The organism is Vogesella margarita, from assembly GCF_028548475.1.
In the GTDB taxonomy this organism is placed as follows: domain Bacteria; phylum Pseudomonadota; class Gammaproteobacteria; order Burkholderiales; family Chromobacteriaceae; genus Vogesella; species Vogesella margarita.
Genome location: NZ_JAQQLE010000002.1, coordinates 200,687 through 220,732, shown reverse-complemented (window position 1 = coordinate 220,732; position 20,046 = coordinate 200,687). Strand labels below are relative to the sequence as shown.

General features: G+C 68.0%; 20 protein-coding genes. 14 read left to right on the top strand and 6 right to left on the bottom strand.

Annotation, left to right across the window (positions count from 1 at the left end):
• Window positions 1-11: 11 nt before the first annotated feature.
• The 6 genes from PQU96_RS03585 to PQU96_RS03560 all read left to right on the top strand — a co-directional run bounded on the left by PQU96_RS03585 (window position 12) and on the right by PQU96_RS03560 (window position 5,521).
• Window positions 12-905: an AEC family transporter gene (locus PQU96_RS03585; RefSeq protein ID WP_272770880.1), complete on the top strand. Its 894-nt coding sequence runs from the start codon at window positions 12-14 to the stop codon at window positions 903-905.
• 175 nt (window positions 906-1,080) lie between these two features.
• Window positions 1,081-2,016 (top strand): hydroxymethylbilane synthase, encoded by a 936-nt coding sequence (gene hemC, locus PQU96_RS03580; protein ID WP_272770879.1) that lies wholly within the window; start codon window positions 1,081-1,083, stop codon window positions 2,014-2,016.
• 1 nt (window position 2,017) lies between these two features.
• Window positions 2,018-2,770 carry a uroporphyrinogen-III synthase gene (locus PQU96_RS03575; protein WP_272770878.1) on the top strand — a complete coding sequence of 251 codons (753 nt, stop codon included), beginning with the start codon at window positions 2,018-2,020 and terminating at the stop codon, window positions 2,768-2,770.
• 178 nt (window positions 2,771-2,948) lie between these two features.
• Window positions 2,949-3,977: a uroporphyrinogen-III C-methyltransferase gene (locus PQU96_RS03570; RefSeq protein ID WP_272770877.1), complete on the top strand. Its 1,029-nt coding sequence runs from the start codon at window positions 2,949-2,951 to the stop codon at window positions 3,975-3,977.
• A gap of 3 nt (window positions 3,978-3,980) precedes the next feature.
• The gene (locus PQU96_RS03565) at window positions 3,981-5,189 is read left to right on the top strand and encodes a heme biosynthesis HemY N-terminal domain-containing protein (protein WP_272770876.1); all 1,209 of its coding nucleotides are present in this window, start codon (window positions 3,981-3,983) and stop codon (window positions 5,187-5,189) included.
• A complete protein-coding gene (locus PQU96_RS03560) occupies window positions 5,189-5,521 on the top strand; it encodes a rhodanese-like domain-containing protein (protein WP_272770875.1) in 333 nt (110 codons plus the stop codon). The genes PQU96_RS03565 and PQU96_RS03560 overlap by 1 nt, the downstream gene beginning before the upstream one ends.
• A 72-nt stretch (window positions 5,522-5,593) precedes the next feature.
• On the opposite strand, the gene PQU96_RS03555 is transcribed toward PQU96_RS03560, so the two are convergent.
• The gene (locus PQU96_RS03555) at window positions 5,594-6,310 is read right to left on the bottom strand and encodes a pseudouridine synthase (RefSeq protein ID WP_272770874.1); all 717 of its coding nucleotides are present in this window, start codon (window positions 6,308-6,310) and stop codon (window positions 5,594-5,596) included.
• A gap of 196 nt (window positions 6,311-6,506) precedes the next feature.
• On the opposite strand from PQU96_RS03555, the gene PQU96_RS03550 reads away from it, so the two are divergent.
• The 3 genes from PQU96_RS03550 to PQU96_RS03540 all read left to right on the top strand — a co-directional run bounded on the left by PQU96_RS03550 (window position 6,507) and on the right by PQU96_RS03540 (window position 9,365).
• Window positions 6,507-7,736, top strand: coding sequence for a GGDEF domain-containing protein (locus PQU96_RS03550; RefSeq protein ID WP_272770873.1), 1,230 nt, complete (start codon window positions 6,507-6,509; stop codon window positions 7,734-7,736).
• 446 nt (window positions 7,737-8,182) lie between these two features.
• A complete protein-coding gene (locus PQU96_RS03545; RefSeq protein ID WP_272770872.1) occupies window positions 8,183-8,683 on the top strand; it encodes a GNAT family N-acetyltransferase in 501 nt (166 codons plus the stop codon).
• 55 nt (window positions 8,684-8,738) lie between these two features.
• Window positions 8,739-9,365, top strand: a complete 627-nt coding sequence (locus PQU96_RS03540; protein ID WP_272770871.1) for a LysE family translocator — start codon at window positions 8,739-8,741, stop codon at window positions 9,363-9,365.
• A 179-nt stretch (window positions 9,366-9,544) separates the two neighbouring features.
• Here PQU96_RS03540 and PQU96_RS03535 read toward each other — a convergent pair whose 3' ends face one another.
• Entirely contained in the window at window positions 9,545-9,982 is a 438-nt protein-coding gene (locus PQU96_RS03535; protein ID WP_272770870.1) for a hypothetical protein, read from the bottom strand.
• Window positions 9,983-10,117: 135 nt separating this feature from the next.
• Here PQU96_RS03535 and PQU96_RS03530 point away from each other — a divergent pair, with 135 nt between their 5' ends.
• Window positions 10,118-11,956, top strand: coding sequence for a sensor domain-containing diguanylate cyclase (locus tag PQU96_RS03530; protein WP_272770869.1), 1,839 nt, complete (start codon window positions 10,118-10,120; stop codon window positions 11,954-11,956).
• A 176-nt stretch (window positions 11,957-12,132) separates the two neighbouring features.
• Window positions 12,133-13,524 carry a cytochrome c oxidase accessory protein CcoG gene (gene ccoG / locus PQU96_RS03525; protein ID WP_272770868.1) on the top strand — a complete coding sequence of 464 codons (1,392 nt, stop codon included), beginning with the start codon at window positions 12,133-12,135 and terminating at the stop codon, window positions 13,522-13,524.
• Between the two features lie 25 nt (window positions 13,525-13,549).
• Here the strand turns inward: ccoG and PQU96_RS03520 are convergent, their stop codons facing one another.
• Window positions 13,550-14,872 (bottom strand): aminotransferase-like domain-containing protein, encoded by a 1,323-nt coding sequence (locus PQU96_RS03520; RefSeq protein ID WP_272770867.1) that lies wholly within the window; start codon window positions 14,870-14,872, stop codon window positions 13,550-13,552.
• Window positions 14,869-15,810, bottom strand: a complete 942-nt coding sequence (locus PQU96_RS03515) for a helix-turn-helix domain-containing protein (RefSeq protein WP_272770866.1) — start codon at window positions 15,808-15,810, stop codon at window positions 14,869-14,871. The genes PQU96_RS03520 and PQU96_RS03515 overlap by 4 nt, the downstream gene beginning before the upstream one ends.
• A 143-nt stretch (window positions 15,811-15,953) precedes the next feature.
• Between PQU96_RS03515 and pobA the strand changes: the two genes are divergently transcribed.
• Complete coding sequence (gene pobA / locus PQU96_RS03510) at window positions 15,954-17,138, top strand: 4-hydroxybenzoate 3-monooxygenase (RefSeq protein WP_272770865.1); 1,185 nt, start codon at window positions 15,954-15,956, stop codon at window positions 17,136-17,138.
• A gap of 157 nt (window positions 17,139-17,295) precedes the next feature.
• A complete protein-coding gene (locus PQU96_RS03505; protein ID WP_272770864.1) occupies window positions 17,296-17,898 on the top strand; it encodes an FMN-binding negative transcriptional regulator in 603 nt (200 codons plus the stop codon).
• Between the two features lies 1 nt (window position 17,899).
• On the opposite strand, the gene PQU96_RS03500 is transcribed toward PQU96_RS03505, so the two are convergent.
• Entirely contained in the window at window positions 17,900-18,685 is a 786-nt protein-coding gene (locus PQU96_RS03500) for a substrate-binding periplasmic protein (protein WP_272770863.1), read from the bottom strand.
• A gap of 155 nt (window positions 18,686-18,840) precedes the next feature.
• Here PQU96_RS03500 and PQU96_RS03495 point away from each other — a divergent pair, with 155 nt between their 5' ends.
• Window positions 18,841-19,392 carry a YaeQ family protein gene (locus tag PQU96_RS03495; protein WP_272770862.1) on the top strand — a complete coding sequence of 184 codons (552 nt, stop codon included), beginning with the start codon at window positions 18,841-18,843 and terminating at the stop codon, window positions 19,390-19,392.
• Between the two features lie 7 nt (window positions 19,393-19,399).
• Here PQU96_RS03495 and PQU96_RS03490 read toward each other — a convergent pair whose 3' ends face one another.
• A complete protein-coding gene (locus PQU96_RS03490; RefSeq protein WP_272770861.1) occupies window positions 19,400-19,993 on the bottom strand; it encodes a TetR/AcrR family transcriptional regulator in 594 nt (197 codons plus the stop codon).
• Window positions 19,994-20,046 lie beyond the last annotated feature (53 nt).

The window sequence follows — 20,046 nt, the reverse complement described above, 5'->3', positions numbered from 1 at the left end:
AAGATAGCGCGATGAACCCTGCGCTGATCCTGTTACCCGATTTCCTGCTCATCCTGTCCGGCTTTGCCCTGCGCCGCAGCGGCATGCTGTCGCCGGTATTCTGGGCCGAAGCGGAAAAATTCGTCTACTTCATCCTGTTCCCGCCGCTGCTGTTCCGCGCGCTGGCGCGGGCCGAGCTGGACTTTGCCGCCAGCCTGCCGATGCTGGCCAGCGGCCTGCTGTTCACCGGCGCCGGTTTCCTGCTCGGCAATGCCGCCAAACCGCTGTTCCGTCTGCCGCAGGCCTCGTTCGCCGCCGGCAATCAGGGCGCCTACCGTTTCAACACCTACGTCGGTTTCGCGGTGATGGGCAGCCTCGCCGGCACGCCCGGCATCGCGGTGATCGCGCTGCTGTGCGGCGCGATGGTGCCGGTGGTCAACCTGATGGCCGTGTGGCAGCTGTCGCGGACCAGCCAGCAGGGCATGCTGCGCGAGCTGGCGCGCAACCCCATCATCTGGGGCATCAGCAGCGGCCTTGCGGCCAACGTGTCCGGACTGATCGTGCCGCAGCCGCTGTTCGCCGCCATCGACCACCTTGCCGCCGCCGCGCTGCCGCTGGGGCTGATCACCGTCGGCGCCGGGCTGCGCTTTACCGCGCTGGCCAGCCACTACGCGCCGCTGCTGTACTGGAACGGCATCAAGCTGTTGCTGCTGCCGCTGATCGCCGTCGCCACGGTGCAGCTGTTCGGGCTGACCGGCGTCTACCGCCAGGCGACGCTGGTGATGAGCATGCTGCCGACCGCCACCTCCGCCTACATCCTCGCGGTGCGCATGCGGGGCGACGGCGAGCTGGCCGCCGCGGTGGTGACCACCTCGACGCTGGCGGCGATGCTGAGCCTGCCGCTGATGCTGAGCCTGCTGCATTGACACCGCCACTACAGGCCAGGCGCCGACAATCCATCCTGCCGCAAAACGCCGCCACCGTGTAGTTAAACTACACGTACTGTTGCAGCTACACACACTGCCTTGCATCAAGGTTGGCCGCAACGCTCGTGCTAAAATGCGCGCCATCTTTCCAATTGCCCGTGCAGGATCGCCGTCCATGAACAAACTCGTCATCGCCAGCCGCGAAAGCAAACTTGCCATGTGGCAGGCCGAACACATCAAGGCCCGCCTGGAGGCGCTGTACCCGGCGCTCAGCGTGGAAATCCTCGGCATGACCACCCAGGGCGACCAGATCCTGGACAAGACCCTGTCCAAGATCGGCGGCAAGGGCCTGTTCGTGAAGGAACTGGAGCTGGCGCTGCAGGAAGGCCGCGCCGACATCGCGGTGCACTCCATCAAGGACGTGCCGATGAACCTGCCGGAGGGCTTCGCGCTGGCCGCCATCTGCGAGCGCGAAGACCCGCGCGACGCCTTCGTGTCCAACACCTACGCCAGCCTGCACGAGCTGCCGGCAGGCAGCGTGGTCGGCACCTCCAGCCTGCGCCGCGAATCGCAGATCCGCGCCCGCTTCCCGCACCTCACCATCAAGCCGCTGCGCGGCAACGTGCAGACCCGCCTGCGCAAGCTGGACGACGGCGAATTCGACGCCATCATCCTCGCCGCCGCCGGCCTGAAACGCCTGGAGCTCGCCGAGCGCATCCGCGCCGAGCTGGCGCCGTCCGAGAGCCTGCCGGCCGTCGGCCAGGGCGCGCTGGGCATCGAGATCCGCGCCGACCGCAGCGATCTCATCGAACTGCTGGCGCCGCTGAACCACGCCGACACCCACGCCTGCGTCAGCGCCGAACGTTCGCTGTCGCGCGTACTGGGCGGCAGCTGCCAGATCCCGATCGGCGGCTTTGCCACCATCACCGACGACGTGATCACCCTCGGCGGCTTCGTCGCCCATCCGGACGGCTCGGTGATGCTCACCGCCAGCGCCAGCGCGCCGCGCGACTACGCCGACGCGCTGGGCCGCGCAGTGGCCAAGAAACTGCTGGACCAGGACGCCGGCCCGCTGATCGAGGCCGTGATCGCCGAACAGGCCGGCAAGTAAGATGCCGGCCACGCCGCGGCCAACCTTGCAGCCCACGCTGCTTCTGGTGCGCCCGGCCGCACAGGCGGCACAGCAGGCGCAGCGGCTGGCGGCCGCCGGCATCGCGGCGCTGCCGTTCTGCGTCGAGGACACCGTCGCCGACGACGCCGCGCTCGCGGTCCTGCCGCAGCAGGCCGCCGGTGCCGACTGGCTGGTCTTCGTCAGCCCGTCCTGCATTGAGCTCGCCTGGCCGCACCTCGCCGGCCTGCCGCTTGCGGCCAAGCTTGCCTGCGTCGGCCGCGCCAGCGCCGACAAGCTGGCCGCGCTCAGCGGCCGCACGGTGCTGCATCCGCCGCAGGGAAACGACAGCGACGCCCTGCTGGCGCTGCCGCCGCTGCAACAGCTCTCCGGACAAACGGTACTGATTGTGCGCGGCGACGGCGGCCGGCCACAACTTGGGGAAACCCTCGCCCGCCGCGGCGCGCGGGTGGTCTACGCGGAGGTCTATCACCGCGTGCCGGTGGAAGCCGACTGGACGCTGTTCGACCGCCTGGCTGCCAGCAATCCGGCGCTGCTGATCACCTCCAGCCATAGCGCAACGCTGCTGTTCCGCCAGGCCGGCGCCGCGCGCCAGCGCGCGCTGCTGGGCTGCCGTTTCATCGCGCTGCACCCGCGCATCGCCGCCACCCTGCAGCAGCTGGGCGTCACCCGGCCGCTGCTGGCCGCCGACGAGACGGCGCTATGCGCGCTGTTTGCCGCCCGCCAGCAGCCCTAGCCGCTGGCCGCACCGGGGCGGCGCGGTTACAATGCCACGGTTCTGTTAAGATTTGTTTCGCCGCCGCGCGCCGCGATACAGCACGGCAGGGCGCAATGATTCCGGCGCAGATGCCGCCATATTCGAGCAAACACGGCCACGCCTTATGGCTGGGCCACACTCCGGTTCTCCGTCATCCATGAGCGAAGCCACTCCAGTTGAAAACGGCAGCAACAAGCCGAACAAACCACCCGTCAACCTTGCGCTGATCGTTGCCGTCGTCGCGCTGGGCCTCACCGGCTGGCAGTACCTGGATACCCGCCAGCAACTGAACAAGGCGCAGCAGGCGCTGGCCGAACGGCTGGCCGACGCCGGAGGCAGCACCAAGGCGCTGCAGAACCAGGCCGAACTGACCCAGGCCAGCACCCGCGAGCTGCAGGCCAAGCTGGCGCTGATCGAGGCCCGCGTCAACGAGTCCGCCGGCCAGTACGCCACCCTCAGCGGCATGTACCAGGAGCTGACCAAGGACCGCAGCGACTGGCTGCTGTCCGAGGTGGAGCACACCCTGGGCGTCGCCAGCCAGCAGCTGCAGCTGGCCGGCAATGTCAGCGGCGCGATCTCGGCACTGGAGGGGGTACAGACCCGTCTGGCGCAAGTCGACAATCCCGGCCTGATCGGCGTCAAGCGCGCGGTGGCCAAGGATCTGGAAACGCTGAAGGCGCTGCCCTACCTCGACACCGTCGGCCTGACCGTCAAGCTGGACACGCTGATGCTGGGCGCCGAGACCCTGCCGCTGGTGATCGACCATCACCGCCTCGGCGGCAAGCCGGTGGCACAGGCCAGCGTGGCCGCCGATGCGCCGTGGTGGACGCGCCTGGCCGGCGAGCTGACGCAGAGCCTGGGCGACCTGGTGCGCATCCGCCGCATGGACAAGCCGGAGGCGCTGTTGCTGTCGCCTGAGCAGGCGTTCTTCCTGCGCGAGAACCTGAAAATGCGCCTGCTGGATGCGCGTCTGGCGCTGATCCAGCGCGACGGCGCCACCTACCAGGCCGATCTCGCCGCCGCCGGCCAGTACGCTGCCCGCTACTTCGACCGCGACGCGCCGACCACCCGCCAGTGGCAGGCGATGCTGTCCGAGGTCGCCTCGGTACGCCTGAGCGTGACGCTGCCGGACCTGTCTGCCAGCCTGAAAGCCGTGCGCGAAGCGCAGGGCAACAAAGGGGAATAAAGCGTGAGATTCGTATTCTGGGTCGTCGGGCTGTTTGCCCTCGCGGTGCTGATTGGCCTTGCCTCCACCATCAATACCGGCTACGCCATCCTGTTCGTGCCGCCGTACCGCATGGAGGTGTCGTTCAACTTCCTGATCCTCGCCATCGTGCTGCTGATCCTGGTCGCCTACGGCGTGCTGCGCCTGCTCGGCATTGCGGCCAACCTGCCGCACGAGGTGCGCACCTACCAGCGCCAGCGCAAGCTGAAGGCGTCGCGCCACGCGCTGCGCGAGGCGGCGATCGCGATGTTCGAAGGCCGCTTCCAGCGCGCCGAACGCGAGGCGCTGAAATCGATCGACGACGAGTATTCCGATGAGAACCGCGGCCTCGCGCTGATGATCGCCGCGCGCAGCGCCGCCAGCATGCAGGACATGGAACGCCGCGACGGCTATCTGGCGCGGCTGGAAGACATGCCGGAACGCATCCAGCTGGCGCGCCACATGCTGGAGGCGCAGATCCGCCTCGACGGCAAGCAGCCGCTGGAGGCGCTGGCCGCCGTCGAGCGCGCACGCGCCATCTCCAGCAACCTGACCTCGGCGCTGCGGCTGGAGCTGAAGATCCGCCTGATGCTGAAGCAGCCGGAACACGTGCTGACGCTGACCGAAAAACTGCTGAAGGCCGACGCGCTGGAAGCGGAGCAGGCGCGCCGCTACCGGCTGGCCGCCTACCGCCAGCAGCTGGCCAGCTTCAGCAGCGAGCGCGAGATCCGCGACTGGCTGAAGCGTATCCCCGGGGTCGAGCGGCAGAACCCGGCGCTGGTCGCCGACATCGCCAACCAGCTGATCAAGCTCAACGCCTACGACATGGCGGCGGAGCTGATCGCCGGCGCGCTGTCCGACGACGAACAGGCGACGCCGGAGCTGGCGCGAGAGCTGGGCCTGCTGGCCGAGCACATCGACAGCCCGCGCCGTCTGACCCTGCTGCGCGACGCGGAAAACTGGCTGAAATCGCGGCCGCGCGACCACCTGCTGCTGCTGTCGCTGGGTCGCCTCGCGCACGCCGAACAGCTGTGGGGCAAGGCGCAGAACTATCTGGAAGCCAGCCTGTCTATTCAGCCTACCCTGTGCGCCCACGCCGAACTGGCCAAGCTGCTGCTGGCGATCGACAAGCCGGAAAAGGCCGAACGCCACTACCAGGACGCACTGAAAATCGCGCTGGAGAACGGCTGCTGATGAAATCCCTTGCCCGTAGCGTACTCGTCCTCGCCAGCTGTCTGTGGCTGGGCAGTGCGCTGGCCGACCCGCTGCTGATCGATGTGCGCAGCCCGCAGGAATACGCTGAGCGTCACCTGCCCGGCGCCATCCTGCTGCCGGCCGAGCGCATCGGCAGCGAGATCCAGCAACTGGTGCCGGACAAGTCCACACCGATCCAGCTGTACTGTCGCACGGGCAGCCGTGCCGGCGAAGCACAGCGGCAGCTGCAGCAACTGGGCTACCAGCAGGTCAGCAACCTGGGCAGCCTGGAACAGGCTGCCACGGTGCTGCAACTGACACCGCAGCCCTGAGCGTACCCCCTACAACAATGCGGCCAACCTTTGCCAAGGTTGGCCGCATTGCTTTTGGCGAAGGCGTAATGCTTACTTCGCCGCCGGATAGCCCAGCAGCGCCAGCTCCGCCGCATCCAGCAGCCGCCACTGTCCCTCCGCCAGCTCGCCGAGCGGCAGATCGCCCATCGCGATGCGATGCAACTGCTCGACACGGTTGCCGGCGGCGGCAACCATGCGCTTCACCTGGTGGTACTTGCCCTGGGTGATGCTCATGTTGAAGCGGTGCGTATCCAGCTGCTCCACCTGTGTCGCGGCCAGCGGCACGGTCTCGTCGTGCAGCAGCACACCGTCGCGCAGCTGCTGCAACAACTGCGGCGTGACGGCGTGACGGGTGGTGACCTGGTAGCACTTGGGGATAACCTTGCGCGGCGAGCTCAGGCTGTGGACAAACTGGCCGTCTGTGGAAAACAGCAGCAGGCCGGTGGTATCGACGTCCAGCCGGCCGACGGCGGCGATGCCGAGATTGGCGAACTGCCACGGCAGCAGGCGAAACACGCTGAGGTGGTGCTGCGGCTGGTGCGAGGTCTCGTAGCCGGCCGGCTTGTGCAGCATCAGGTAGCAAGGCAGCGCCAGCACCGGCCACGGCTCGCCGTCGACGCAGAGCGTGCGGATCGCCGCCGGTTCCACCGCCATGCGCCAGTCGGTCGCGGGCACGCCGTCCAGCTCGACCAGGCCGTAGTCCACCAGCTCGCGACAGGCCTTGCGCCCGCCGAAGCCCTGTTGTTGCAAAAATCGATACAGTTCCATGGCGCGCATTCTAGCATGTTGCCCCGTGCGCCGACCCCGCCAGACCGGCAAGCGGCGCCCCGCCATGACGGATAAGTTCATCTTTTTGAACGGATTATTCTTTAAAATCAATGCGGCCGCTTACAGACCCCAATTAAAAGCGTGGTACAATTTCCGATTGCTTTTTGACAAAACAACCAATCAGGATATTTGCCGCATGGCATCGCTGGACACCCCCACCCTCCTCACCGCCATTGCCCTGGTCTACGGCATTGGCGGCGTCATGGTGTACGCGGGGCGTGACCGGCTGACCGGCCGCGGCATCGAGGCGTTCTGGCTCGGCGGCTCGCTGCTGATGGCGATCCTGATGCTGTACTTCGCCTTCCTGCCTTCTCCGCAAGCGGCAGGCAGCAGCGCCTGGCTGTTGCCCGCCGCACTGCTCACCGGCCTGAAGAACGAACTGCTGGGCCAGGCGGTGGCGCGACTGACCGAAGGGCGCCGCGCGTGGTGGCACGGCAAGGCGGCCTCGGCGACGCAGGCCGTGCTGCTGCTTTGCGGCGTCCTGCTGCTGCCACAGGCCGCATCGCGACAGGCCTTGTTCCTGCTGGTCAGCGGCTGGCTTTTCGCCGGCATTGCCCGCCAGTTGCTGCAAAAACGCAGCAAGCGCGGCCCGGCGGCGCTGCTGCTGGGTAGCGCCAGCGCGCTGTTCGGCCTCTACCTGCTGGCCAGTGCCGCCGGAGCCGCCCTTGCGGCCGCGCCGCCGCTGCTCGGCTGTCCGACCCTGTTGCTGCTGACCCTGATCAGCGCGGTGATGCTGCAACTCGGCTTCATCCAGGTGCAGCGCGAGCTGCAATACCGCCAGCTGAGCAAGCTCGCCGCACTCGACCCGCTGACCGGCATCTTCAACCGCCGCACCTTCTTCGACCTGGCACTGCGCCAGTACGCGCTGCACGCCCGCCAGCAGCGCTCGCTGGCGGTGCTGATGATGGACCTCGACCACTTCAAGCGCATCAACGACACCTACGGCCACAGCAAGGGCGACCAGGCGCTGCGCGCGGTGGCCGACCGCATCGCCGACGAAGTGCGCCAGGGCGACATTTTCGCCCGCATCGGTGGCGAGGAATTCTGCCTGCTGCTGCCGGATACCGATGCCGCCGGTGCGCGCCATGTGGCCAACAAGCTGTGCCTCGCGCTGAACGGCATCCTGCTCAACCCTGCCGATCCGGCGACACAGCTGACTGCCAGCATCGGCGTCGCCAGCGGCATACCGCAGCCCGGCGCCAGCTGGAACCAGCTGTTCGACAGCGCCGACCGCCGCCTGTACCTGGCCAAGTCCGGCGGCCGCAACCGTGTGGTCGACTGCGACCCGGCCCCGCTTGCCCCGTCCAACCGGCCGGTACCGCTGTGCAACACCGTAGGCGGCAAGCCGCGCACCACCGGCCGCTGAGCATGCCTCTGGCCCGAGCGGCCGCTTCACCCCTTTCTCCATCTTGATAGCGACTGCGCGTCGGTCGGTCCGCGCGGCACGTCTTCACCACACCCCGACCGCAAAGAACGGCGGCGGCGATCCTCGCCACGATGAGCGGCGACGCTTGCCGTGCTGCCGTCGGTCGCCACCGTCTCCCCGCAGCCGCCACCCGCGCCTTGCCGCCCCCTATCCCCACGCAACAACTGGCCGGCAACCGGCCACGCAGGCCATAAAAACAAATTTATTACGTAAAAAAATAACGTAATTCGTAATTTTTATTACGAAACAGGCCGTCGGATTGCCACAGGATGGTGGGCACCACCCAAAAGCACCGCTCCCAAAACAGTCTGTTCTGCCCCCTGATTGCACGTTCACAAAGCCATCGCCATCCAGCACAATGTCCCGATCGGAACCGAGGAGACACCATGAGTCACGTGCAGCTGGACATTGCCACCCTCGACGACCTGCCGCAGATCGTCGCCATCTACAACAGCACCATCGCCGGGCGCATGGTGACCGCCGACCTGGAGCCGGTCAGCGTCGATAGCCGCCTGCCGTGGTTCCACGCGCACAACGCCACGCGCCGGCCACTGTGGGTGGTGCGCGAGCAAGACACGGTCATCGCCTGGGTCAGCCTGTCCGACTTCTACGGCCGCCCTGCCTACAACGGCACCGCCGAAGTCAGCATCTATCTGGCCGAAAGCTGCCGCGGGCGCGGCATGGGCAGCCGCCTGCTGCAACAGGTGATGGACATCGCGCCGCAGTACGGAGTGGAGAACCTGCTCGGCTTCGTGTTCGGCCATAACCAGCCCAGCGTCGCGCTGTTCCAGCGCCACGGCTTTGCACAGTGGGCGCACTTCCCGCGCGTGGCGGTGCTGGACGGCGTGCACCGCGACCTGATCATCTTCGGCAAGACACTGGGCTGAGCCGGACTTTTCCCGCAAGTCACTGATAATGCAGTCTTTATAGCAGGAGTCCACCATGTTGAGCCCCGACCAGATCCTTGCCTTTCTTGCCGCCGCGATGCTGATCACGCTATCGCCGGGGCCGGACAACCTGATGGTGCTGAGCCTGGGCATCGCGCGCGGGCGGCGTCACGGCATGGTGTTCGGGCTGGGCTGCGCGCTGGGCTGCCTCAGCCACACCCTGCTGGCCGCGGCCGGCATCAGCGCGCTGCTGGCGGCGTCGGCCACCGCCTTCCTCGCGCTGAAACTCGCCGGCGGGCTGTATCTGGTATGGCTGGGAGTGCAGGCGCTACGCAGCCGCGGCAGCCAGTGGCAGGGCGGCGGCCAGGGCCAGCAGGACGGGCTGGCGGCGCTGTTCGGCAAGGGACTGCTGGCCAATGCCATCAACCCCAAGGTGGTGCTGTTCTTCCTCGCCTTCCTGCCGCAGTTCATCGTCGCCGACGGCGCTGGCGTCGCCTGGCAGACGCTGCAGCTGGGGGTGTTGTTCACGCTGCAGGCGGCGCTGCTGTTCGGCCTGCTCGGCTATTTTTCCGGTTACGCCGGTCAATGGCTGATGACCACGCCGCGGCGCGGCATGTGGCTGGATCGCCTCGCCGGCACCGTGTTCGTCGCGCTCGGGCTGCGCCTGATCTTCAGCCGCTGAAACACATAAAGCGATGCGGCCAACCTTGTTGCAAGGTTGGCCGCATCGCTTTTTTCGTACCGTCACGGCGTGCCATGACAGCCACTCACCGCCAGCGACAATCTGCCAAAAATACCCAAGAAAGTCTGTTTTGGCGCAAGAAGACGGCTGTTGGCGGCAGTTTTCACGCCGCCTGCCGCCTAGTCGCGATCGGCGGGCGCCGCCTCCACCGCCTGGCGCTGGCTACGGAACCACTGCGCGGCGCTGCCCGTCCACGCTAGGTACAGCGCCACCGCGTCCAGCAGCAACACCAGCGCGTCGGCGCCGTGCTGCCACCACGGCATGGCCGCCGCCAGCTGGCTCAGCCACGCGAACAGCGACAGCAACAGCCAGCCGCTGAGCGCCAGCCGCGCCCACGGCCGCGCGCGCGCCAGCTCCCACACCACCCACGCCGACAGGCCGTAGGCCAGCACCACAAAGGCCAGCAGCCTCGCCAGCTCCGCCGGCGGCAAGGCGCTGCCCAGCCACAGCCGTTCACCCAGCTGCGTCAGCGCGCCCAGCAGCAGCGACAGCCACAATAATTGCGCGCTGCGACGCAGGCGCAGCGGTATTTCGGCAAACCGGAAGCGATATTCCATGACATAGACTCAATCAGACCCGAAGCGCGCATTACAACGCGTTGCGCCCGCCGCGGCAAATCGGCGTGCTGGCGCGCGACGCTTCATGCGAGAATCCCCCGAGTCCCCCTTGATCGCGACTTCGCCACCCAGCGTATGCCCATCATCCCGCGCTTTTCCCTGTCCAGCCTCACCGCCAGGACGCTGCTGCTCAGCACCGCGCTGTGTCTGCTGCTGCTCGGCCTCGGCGCGCTGGAGCTGGCGTCGTCCTACCGCAGCGCCCTCAAGCAGGGCTACAACCAGGCGCGCGTCACCAACCTGCTGCTGGCGGAGTGGATACAGCGCGAATTCCGCGAGATCGACCTGATCCAGAGCACGCTCGCGCGCCAGCTTGGTGCCGCCGACTTTGCCACCGCCAGCGACAGCCCGGCGCGCAGCGCGCTGGAACAGCGCCTGGTGCGCGCGATGCAGGGCATGCCACAAACCTACGACCTGATCCTGGTCGACCGCCACTGCAAGCTGGTGCTGTCGTTCAAGGTATCGCCCGGCTTCGACGCCAGCGAGCGCAGCTACTGCAAGGCGATGCTGGCCAACAACCGCGACGACCGCTTCGTCAGCGAACGCTTCCACACCATTGCCGGCGACGACGTGGTGCTGGCCACGCAGCGGGTGCGCGGCGACGACGGCAAGGTGATCGGCCTGATCGGCAGCGCGGTGCGCGTCGAGCACTTCCAGGCCCAGATCAACCGCGCGATGGTCGGCAACCGCTACGACGTGCTGTTCTTTGCCGACGAGCAGCGCCAGCTGCTGGCGCGCCAGCCGATGCTACCGAAGCTGCCGGCGCAGCCGCTGCCGGACCCGCAGGCCGAGGCGATGATCCGCAACCAGCAGAGCGAGGCACAGTACGAGGCGACCTCGGCCCTCGACGGCCGCCGCCGTCTGCACGTGACGCGCCAGATCGAGTTCCTGCCGGTGATCGTGTCGGTCGGCATCGACAAGGACACCCTGCTGGAGCCGTGGTGGAGCAAGCTGGTGCTGTTCCTCGCCAGCTGGGTAGTGATGGTGCTGCTGGTCGTGTACGCCACCCGCCGCTACCTGCAGAACGTGGCGCTGAGCGAGGCGCTGTCCATCCGCAGCGCGGCCATCGACTACGCCGCCGAGGCCATCGCCATCGCCGACGGCAACGGCGTGGTGCAGTACATCAACCCGGCATTCGCCAGCATGACCGGCCACCGCCTCGACGAGGTGCGCGGCCGGAGCCGCCTGGCCGAGCTGCTGCTGGAACAGCAGCCGGAGCTGCAGGAGCAGCTGGCACAGGCGATCCACGACGGCCAGCCCTGGCGCGGCGAGCTGAGCAGCCTGCGCCCCGACGGCCACCGCTGCGTCGAGACGGTGTCGGTGGTGCCGGTGCGCGATGCGCACAAGCAGCTGATCCACATCGTCGCCATCAAGTACGACATCAGCGCCGCCAAGCAGCTGCAGGCCGACCTGGAGCGCCTCGCCAATACCGACGAGCTGACCGGGCTGTACAACCGTCGCCAGTTCCTGCAGCGCGCGCAGGAGGAAATCGCGCGCGGCCAGCGCTGGCAACGGCCGCTGTCGCTGGCGATGCTGGACCTCGACTTCTTCAAGCACATCAACGACCGCTTCGGCCACGGCTTCGGCGACGAGGTGCTGCGCCGCTTCGCCTCCTGCATCCAGTTCAACGTGCGGCTGGAGGACGTCTGCGGCCGCCTGGGCGGCGAGGAGTTCGCCATCCTGCTGCCCGACACCGACCGCTACAATGCCGGCCTGATGATGGAGCGGGTGCGCGAGGCGGTGGAGCAGCTCCGCCTCGACAACCCGCTGGGCGGCGAGGCGGTGCGCTTCACCGTCAGCATCGGCATCAGCGAGCTGTACCCGGGCGAGGAAACGCCGACACCGCTGATCGCACGCGCCGACGCCGCGCTGTATCTGGCCAAGCAGGAAGGCCGCAACTGCGTGCGCACCGGCTGAGAACCGGTTCACGCGCAGTGACCTGCGGCCAACCCTGGCCGCAGCGTTCCGTCTGATCCACGTCAAACCCCGTGTTCGCCGGCGCCGCTGTGTCCTGCCGATCGCGCCGCTCTGTGCCTGTTGCCCCCCGCCAACGCCGCCTAAGCTCGGGCATCGTTTCTCTTCGGGTCCGCATCATGGCAACGCCCCTGCACTTCGTCTCCAGCAAAGTCTACCCCCGCCTCACCGGCGGCCGTTTCAACACCGTGCGCGTCGCCTTCGTGCTCGTCACCCAGCTGATCTACTTCGGCCTGCCGTGGCTGAACTGGGACGGGCAGCAGGCGACGCGCTTCGATTTCGACAGCATGCGCCTGTACCTGTTCGGCCTCACCCTGCTGCCGCAGGACTTCATCTACCTGGCGGCGGCGCTGATCGTCGCGGCGCTGGGGCTGTTCCTGTGGACGATGCTGGCCGGGCGGCTGTGGTGCGGCTTTTCCTGTCCGCAGACGGTGTACACCGAGATCATGATCTGGATCGAGCGCTGGGTGGAAGGCCCGCCCAACCAGCGCCGCAAGCGCGACGCGGCACCGTGGGGGGCGGAAAAAGTGCTGCGCAAGAGCACGACGCAGCTGCTGATGGCCGCGTTCTCGCTGTGGACCGGCCTGACCCTGGTCGGCTATTTCACGCCGATGCGCGAGCTGGCGGCCAACCTCGGCGCCGGCGACATCGGGGTGTGGGAGGCGCTGTTCGCGCTCAGCTACGGCGGCTTTACCTGGCTGCTGGCCGGTCATCTCAGAGAACAAGTCTGCAAGCACATGTGCCCGTACGCCCGCTTCCAGGGCGCGATGTTCGACCGCGACACGCTGCTGGTGGCCTACGACGACAAGCGCGGCGAACCGCGCGGCGCGCGACGCAAGCAGCACGCCATCATCCCGATTGCTGCGGCCAACGTTGGCCGCGACGACAAGCCGCAGGGCGCCTGCGTCGATTGCGGGCTGTGCGTGCAGGTGTGCCCGACCGGCATCGACATCCGCGAAGGCCTGCAATACGAGTGCATCGGCTGCGCCGCCTGCATCGACGTCTGCGACGAGGTGATGGACAAGACCGGCCAGGCACGCGGCCTGATCCGCTTCAGCACCCAGCACGCGATGGCACAGCAGCAGCCGCTGCCGTCGCTGCGGCAGCGCCCGCGCGCGCTGGTCTACGGCGGCCTGCTGCTGGGCATCGTCGCGCTGTCGGCCACCGGCCTCGCGCTGCGGGTACCGTTCAAGGTCGACATCCTGCGCGACCGCGCAGTGATGCAGCGCGAGAGCAACGACGGCTACATCGAGAACGTCTACAACGTGCGCATCATGAACACCGAGCGCGACAGCCGCCGCTACCGTTTACAAGTGGAAAGCGCCGGCCTGGTGCGGGTGGAGGCGCCGATACTGCAGGTGGCCGGCGACAGCGTCAGCAGCTTCAACGTCGCGCTGGTCGCCGATCCGGCCGTACTGCCCAGCGGCAGCCACACCGTCGGCGTGCGCATCGTCAACCTGGACGACCCGAGCCAGGTGCTGCACGAGGAAGCGCGCCTGCTGATGCCGTAAGCGGCGACAAGGTTGGCCGCAATGCTCAGTGCTGGCGCAGCGCGCGCGCCAGCCAGTCCAGCGCCGCCTGCTGGCGCAGCGGATCGAAATAGCTGGCGTTCAGCCGCAGCGCGCGGCGGCCGGCCTCGCCCGGCAGGCACAGGGTACCGGGCGCCAGCACGATGCCCGCACGCTCGGCCTCGGCCGCCAGCTGCACGCTGTCGCAGGGCAGCGCGTCCAGCCACACGAAATACCCGCCCTCGGCCGCGCGCAGCACCACGCCGTCCGGCAGGCGCGGCTGCAGCGCCGCCTCCAGCGCGCGCACCTTCTGCGCCAGCAGACCGCGCAGGCGCGCCAGCAGCGGCAGGTGGCGGCCGCCGGCCAGCAGCTCCGCCAGCGCCAGCTGGTTGGGCAGCGGCGAGGCCAGCGTGTGCGCCAGCTTCAGCCGGCGCACGATGTCGGCGTAGCGCCCCGGCGCCAGCCAACCGACGCGGTAGCCCGGCGCCAGCGACTTGGAAAAGGTGCTGCACAACAGCACGCGGCCGTCGTGGTCGAGCGCCTTCAGCGGCTGCGGCACCGCGTCGGCAAAACCGAGATGGCGGTAGGCATCGTCCTCGATCAGCGGCACGTCGTACTGCTGCGCCAGCGCCAGCAGCGCCTGCTGGCTGGCCGCCGGCAGCGAGCGGCCGTGCGGGTGGCAGAACGCGCTCATCAGCGCGATGCCGTGCACCTCGCCGGCGGCCAGCGCCTGCGCCAGCGTCGCCAGCGGCAGGCGGTCGTCCGCGTCCGCCACCAGCGGCAGCACGCGCACGCCGTGCTCGGCCAGCCAGCCGAGCAGGCCGGGGAAGGCCGGCAGCAGCACCGCGACGCAGGGGTCGGCGATGCCGTGGGTGACCGCGGCGATGGCCAGCGACAGCGCCTCCATGCCGCCGCAGGTCACCAGCACGTCGTCGGCCTGCAGCCGCCAGCCCTCGGCGTGCGCCTGCTGCGCGATCTGGCGCCGCAGCGCTGGCAGCCCGGCCAGCGCCGGCTCGGCCAGTGCCTGGTCGTAGCGGCGCATGGCGCCGATGAAGGCGTGCGTCAGCGGCCGGGTGTCGTACAGCGCGGTGTCGATGAAGGGTGCGCCCAGCGGCGCGGCCAACCTGTCGGCGCCGTGCAGCGCGCCGGCGGCGACCACGTAGCCGCTGCGGGCGTGCGCCTCGACGTAGCCCAGCCGCTCCAGTTCGTAGTAGGCGCGGCGCGCGGTATTGAGGCTGACCGCGTGCTGCGCCACCAGCTGGCGCAGCGAGGGCAGCGCGTCGCCGGCCTGGTAGCTGCCGTGTTCGATGCTGTCGATGACCTGCTGGACGATGGTGCCGTATTTGCTCAAGAGGAATGCTCGTTTGCCGGGACGGAGCCGCCATTATGACGCTTTGCCGGCGTCGCGGGCAGCGCCGGCACCACGCCGCCGCGCTGGCGGAACACGCGCGGGGTAACACCGGTGAGGCGGCGGAAGAAGCGGATGAAGTAGGCCGGCTCGGTAAAGCCGAGCACATCGGCGATCTGGCTCACCGACAGCACGGTGTAGATCAGGTTGCGCTTCGCCTCCAGCAGCTGGCGCTGGTGCACGATCTGCAGTGCGCTGTGCCCGGTCAGGCGGCGGCAGACGCTGTTGAGATAGGCGCTGGTGACCCCCAGCTGCCGCGCGTAGCGGCTGACCGGCCAGTGCGCGGCGTAGTGCTGCTCCACCAGTGCCGAGAATTTCACCAGCTGCGGCTGGCCGCGGTCGGGACGGTCGGTGCTGCTGGCCGCCTGCGGCAACTGCCGGCTGAGCAGCACCACCAGCGCACACACTAGCGAGCGCAGCAGCACGTCGCGGCCGGCGGCGGGGGTGGCGTATTCGCGGGCGATGGCGAGGAACAGCGCGTCCAGCTCGGCGTCAGCGGCGTAGCAGCCCGGCTGCTGCAGCAGCGGCGGACAGTTGGCCAGGCACTCCTGTAACCACGCCACCAGCGGCGCCGCCAGCGTGATGATGTAGCCGTCGATGCTGTCGTGAAACTGGAAGCCGTGCACGCACATCGCCGGCACCACCTGGATCACCGGCATCGCCACCGGCGTGCAGTGCTCCTCGATGAACAGCGTCGCCGGGCCGCGACGCACGTACAGCAGCTGGTACAGGTCGGCGTGGCGGTGCTGGTCGATCTCCCAGCCGTGACGCTGGCTGCGGCTGGAGATGCTCTCGCAGTGCAGCAGGTCCGGCGTCGGCCACGCCGCGCCCTCGCCATACAGCTTGAATACCGGTATGCCCTTGCCGTGTTCCAACATCATTCCCTCCCTGCATTTCTGCGAAAAGTCCTGTTTTTTTACCTGAAATTGCCTGTTATGTCGCCCGCTGCTGACCAAAAATACCGTCACACCAGCCCGTGCGCCGGGCTCTACACAGCAAAAAGCAATACGAGAGGAACGCGATCATGAAAACACAAGTCGCCATTATCGGTGCCGGCCCGTCCGGCCTGCTGCTGGGCCAGTTGCTGCACAAGGCCGGCATCGACAACATCATCCTGGAACGCCAGACCCCGGACTACGTGCTGGGCCGCATCCGCGCCGGCGTGCTGGAGCAGGGCATGGTCAACATGATGCGCGAGGCCGGCGTGGCCGAACGCATGGACCGCGAAGGCCTGGTGCACGAAGGCATCGAGCTGGTCTACAACGGCCGCCGCGACCGCATCAACCTGAAGGAACTCACCGGCGGCGACACCGTGGTGGTGTACGGCCAGACCGAAGTCACCCGCGACCTGATGGAAGCGCGCGCTGCCAGCGGCGCCATGACCATCTACGAAGCGGCCAACGTGCAGCCGCACGAGCTGAAGGGCGAGAAGCCGTACATCACCTTCGAGAAGAACGGCGAGACCGTGCGCCTCGATTGCGACTACATCGCCGGCTGCGACGGCTTCCACGGCGTGTCGCGGCAAAGCATCCCGGCCGAGGTGCTGAGCCACTACGAACGGGTGTACCCGTTCGGCTGGCTGGGGCTGCTGTCCGACACCCCGCCGGTCAACGACGAGCTGATCTACGCCCAGCACGAGCGCGGTTTCGTGTTGTGCAGCCAGCGCTCTGCCACCCGCAGCCGCTACTACCTGCAGGTACCGCTGACCGACAAGGTGGAAGACTGGTCCGACGAGCGCTTCTGGGACGAGCTGAAAACCCGCCTGCCGCAGGACGTGGCCGCCAAGCTGGTCACCGGCCCGTCGCTGGAAAAGAGCATCGCCCCGCTGCGCAGCTACGTGGTGGAGCCGATGCAGTACGGCAAGCTGTTCCTGGTCGGCGACGCCGCCCACATCGTGCCGCCGACCGGCGCCAAGGGCCTGAACCTGGCCGCCTCCGACGTGTGCTACCTGTACCGCATCCTGGTGAAGGTGTACAAGGAAGGCCGCACCGACCTGCTGGAGAAATACTCCGAGCTGGCACTGCGCCGCATCTGGAAGGCCGAGCGCTTCTCCTGGTTCATGACCACGCTGCTGCACGACTTCCCGGACGCCGACGCCTTCGACAAGCGCATGCAGCGCACCGATTACGACTACTACACCAGTTCGCCGGCCGGCCTGAAGACCATCGCCGAGAACTACGTCGGCCTGCCGTTCGACGAAGTGGACTGAGCCCGCGCCCCGGCATTTTCCTCTGATGACTCTTGCCAGCCCCGGCCCTGCCGGCGCTGGCTTTTTTACTGGCTCCGTGACAACGCGGGAAAGTGGCTCTGGCCGCAACAGTCCGGCGGCGACAACATCAGCACTGTCCCCCGTCACGGAGCCAGCCATGCCCTTGTACCAGCCACCGTCCTTCGCCGCCGCAGCCAACGTTGGCCGCAGTATCGCCGACGACTTCCCGTTCGCCACGCTGATTACCCAGCAGCCGGATACGCCGTGGCTCAGCCATCTGGTGCTGCTGCCCGATCCGCACCACCCGGACTGCCTGCTCGGCCACCTCGCCGCCGCCAACGGCCACAGCGCCGCGCTGCTGGACTCGCCCAGCGTGGCGATCTTCCACGGCGAGCACGGCTACGTGTCGCCGCGCTGGTACGTCACCCCCGGCATGGTGCCGACCTGGAACTACCGCGTCGCGCACGCCCACGGCCAGGCCGAGGCGGTGGACGGCGACGAGCTGACTGCGCTGCTGGCACAACTGGCCGCCCGTTTCGAAGGGCCGGACGGCTGGACGCCGGCGGCGGTGCCGGACACCGCGCTGGCGGCGATGCAGCGCGCCATCGTCGGCTTCCGGCTACGGGTCACGCGCTGGGAAGTGAAGGAGAAGCTGAGCCAGAACCGCACGCCGCAAGACATTGCCGCGGTGATCGCCGCGCTGCAGGCCGGCGACGGCGAACAGCGGCAGCTGGCGGCGCGCATGGCGCAGGCGCAATAAATCAGCCGACGCCGAGGCTGGCGTACACCTGCTGCCGCGTCTGCGCGACCAGCCGCGCCAGCTCGCCGCTGTCGCGCATCTTGCGCAGCTCGCGGTTGAAACGGGCGATCAGCTCCGCCGCCTGCGGATGCTTGCGCGACACCGCCACGCACAGCGGTGTGGTCCAGTACTCGCGCGCCTGCGGCACCAGCTGCCGTGCCTGGTGCGAACGCAGCGTGCTGCGGACCAGCAGCTGCCCGGCCTCCCACTCCATCGGGAACAGGTCGATGCGCCCGGCCAGCAGCTTGCGCAGGTTGCTGATGTCGTCGCCGGCGACGTCGACCTTCAGCACGCCCTGCTGCTGCAGGCTGTTGAAGGCGTCGGAATAGAAATTGCCGGCGGTGATGCCGAAACGGTAGGGAGCGAGATCGGCCAGTGACTGCCACGGGTAGCTTTCGCCGGCGCGCTGGAACAGCACCATGCGGAAGGGCATCACCGGCTCGGAAAACAGCAGGTCGCGCGACCGCTCCTCGTTCGGCGTCCAGCCGAGGCTGCCGTCGACATCGCCGTTGCGTGCCAGCTGGATGGCGCGGTGGTTCGGATACCAGCCGTAGCTGATGCTGACCTGGCCGCGACGGAACACCTCGCTCACCACCGCCGACAGGATGCCGCCGCGCGGCAGCTGCTCGCCCATGAACGGCGGGTAGGACTGGTTGGAGAAACGCACCCGCAACGGCGCGTCGCCGGCCAGCGCCGGCAACGACCATGCCAACAGCAGCAAGAGCATGAAATTGCGGAACAACGTCATATTTACCCCGGTCTGCGCCATTTTGCGTTGCATAGCAGCCTATCCCAAGCAGATGCTGTCGCCAAGCGGCAATAATACCCGCCACCACGGGCGCAGGCGGGACAAAAGCGGTACACTGCCGGCCTTGACCGAAACCTTCCCCAGCGAAAGCCCTCATGGCACTGAAAGCCACCATCTACAAAGCCGACCTCACCATTTCCGACATGGATCGCGGCTATTACGACAGCCATAGCCTGACCATCGCGCAGCACCCGTCGGAAACCATCGAACGCATGATGCTGCGCATCGCGGTGTTCGCGCTGCACGCCGACGAGCGGCTGCAGTTCAGCAAGGGCATCAGCGCCGACGATGAGCCGGACCTGTGGCGCAAGAACTACGGCGACGAGGTGGAGCAGTGGATCGAGCTGGGCGAGCCGGACGAGAAGCGCCTGCGCCAGATCTGCGGCCGCGCCGAGGCGGTGTGGATCTACAGCTATGGTGGCCGCGCCGCCGACATCTGGTGGGAAGGCATGGCCGGCAAGGCCAGCCGCTTCGACCACCTGAACATCATGAGCGTGTCGCCGGAAACGCTGGCGGAACTGGCCTCCCTGTGCGAACGCAGCATGCAGCTCAACGCCACCATCCAGGACGGCACGCTGTGGCTGTCGTCGGAACAGGGCAGCGTCGCCTTCACCCCGCAGCGGCTGTACGGCAGCGGCGAACGCTAAAGGCGCCTCAGCCGGCCTGGTGCATCGCCATCAGCCGCGCAAAGCCGCGCCGCGCCAGCGCCACGCCGTCGGCGCTGTCCAGCAGTTGCAAATCGTGGTGCGCGCTCTGCACCAGCCCGAACAGCATGAAGGCCAGTAGCGCCACGTCGCAATCTTCCGCCAGCTCGCCGGCGTCGCAGGCCTGCTGCAGCAACCGCTCAAGCGTGTCGCGCTGCCAGCGCTGGCCGGCGACCAGCGCCTCGCGCACCGCGCCGGGCTGGTCGTCGAACTCGTAGGCCGCCGCCAGCAGCGGACAGCCGCCGGGATAACACCCGCCCTCCAGACGTCCGATCCAGCCCTCGAACAGCGCCGTCAGCCGCGCCATGCCGCGCGGCAGCGCCAGCGCCGGCTGCACCGTCTCCGCGACGAACTGCGCCTGCGCCGCCAGCACCACCGCCAGCTGCAGCGCCTCCTTGCTGCCGAAGTGGGCGAACAGCCCGCTTTTCGACAGGCCGCTGGCCGCCGCCAGGCTGCCGATGGTCAGGCCGCTGACGCCGACCTGGCTGGCCAGCGCCAGCGCCTGTTGCAGAATTGCTTCCCGTGTTGCCGCCTTTTTCGTCATCGCTGCTTGCCTTGCCGCTGTCTTCGTGCAAAATAGCACGATCGTTCTATTTT

Bases quoted from the DNA above. Each gene is read 5' to 3' on its own strand.
- PQU96_RS03585 (WP_272770880.1), top strand. From the start codon at position 12: ATGAACCCTGCGCTGATCCTGTTACCCGATTTCCTGCTCATCCTGTCC.
- hemC (WP_272770879.1), top strand. From the start codon at position 1,081: ATGAACAAACTCGTCATCGCCAGCCGCGAAAGCAAACTTGCCATGTGG.
- PQU96_RS03575 (WP_272770878.1), top strand. From the start codon at position 2,018: ATGCCGGCCACGCCGCGGCCAACCTTGCAGCCCACGCTGCTTCTGGTG.
- PQU96_RS03570 (WP_272770877.1), top strand. From the start codon at position 2,949: ATGAGCGAAGCCACTCCAGTTGAAAACGGCAGCAACAAGCCGAACAAA.
- PQU96_RS03560 (WP_272770875.1), top strand. From the start codon at position 5,189: ATGAAATCCCTTGCCCGTAGCGTACTCGTCCTCGCCAGCTGTCTGTGG.
- PQU96_RS03555 (WP_272770874.1), bottom strand. From the start codon at position 6,310: ATGGAACTGTATCGATTTTTGCAACAACAGGGCTTCGGCGGGCGCAAG.
- PQU96_RS03550 (WP_272770873.1), top strand. From the start codon at position 6,507: ATGGCATCGCTGGACACCCCCACCCTCCTCACCGCCATTGCCCTGGTC.
- PQU96_RS03545 (WP_272770872.1), top strand. From the start codon at position 8,183: ATGAGTCACGTGCAGCTGGACATTGCCACCCTCGACGACCTGCCGCAG.
- PQU96_RS03540 (WP_272770871.1), top strand. From the start codon at position 8,739: ATGTTGAGCCCCGACCAGATCCTTGCCTTTCTTGCCGCCGCGATGCTG.
- PQU96_RS03535 (WP_272770870.1), bottom strand. From the start codon at position 9,982: ATGGAATATCGCTTCCGGTTTGCCGAAATACCGCTGCGCCTGCGTCGC.
- PQU96_RS03530 (WP_272770869.1), top strand. From the start codon at position 10,118: ATGCCCATCATCCCGCGCTTTTCCCTGTCCAGCCTCACCGCCAGGACG.
- ccoG (WP_272770868.1), top strand. From the start codon at position 12,133: ATGGCAACGCCCCTGCACTTCGTCTCCAGCAAAGTCTACCCCCGCCTC.
- PQU96_RS03515 (WP_272770866.1), bottom strand. From the start codon at position 15,810: ATGATGTTGGAACACGGCAAGGGCATACCGGTATTCAAGCTGTATGGC.
- pobA (WP_272770865.1), top strand. From the start codon at position 15,954: ATGAAAACACAAGTCGCCATTATCGGTGCCGGCCCGTCCGGCCTGCTG.
- PQU96_RS03505 (WP_272770864.1), top strand. From the start codon at position 17,296: ATGCCCTTGTACCAGCCACCGTCCTTCGCCGCCGCAGCCAACGTTGGC.
- PQU96_RS03500 (WP_272770863.1), bottom strand. From the start codon at position 18,685: ATGACGTTGTTCCGCAATTTCATGCTCTTGCTGCTGTTGGCATGGTCG.
- PQU96_RS03495 (WP_272770862.1), top strand. From the start codon at position 18,841: ATGGCACTGAAAGCCACCATCTACAAAGCCGACCTCACCATTTCCGAC.
- PQU96_RS03490 (WP_272770861.1), bottom strand. From the start codon at position 19,993: ATGACGAAAAAGGCGGCAACACGGGAAGCAATTCTGCAACAGGCGCTG.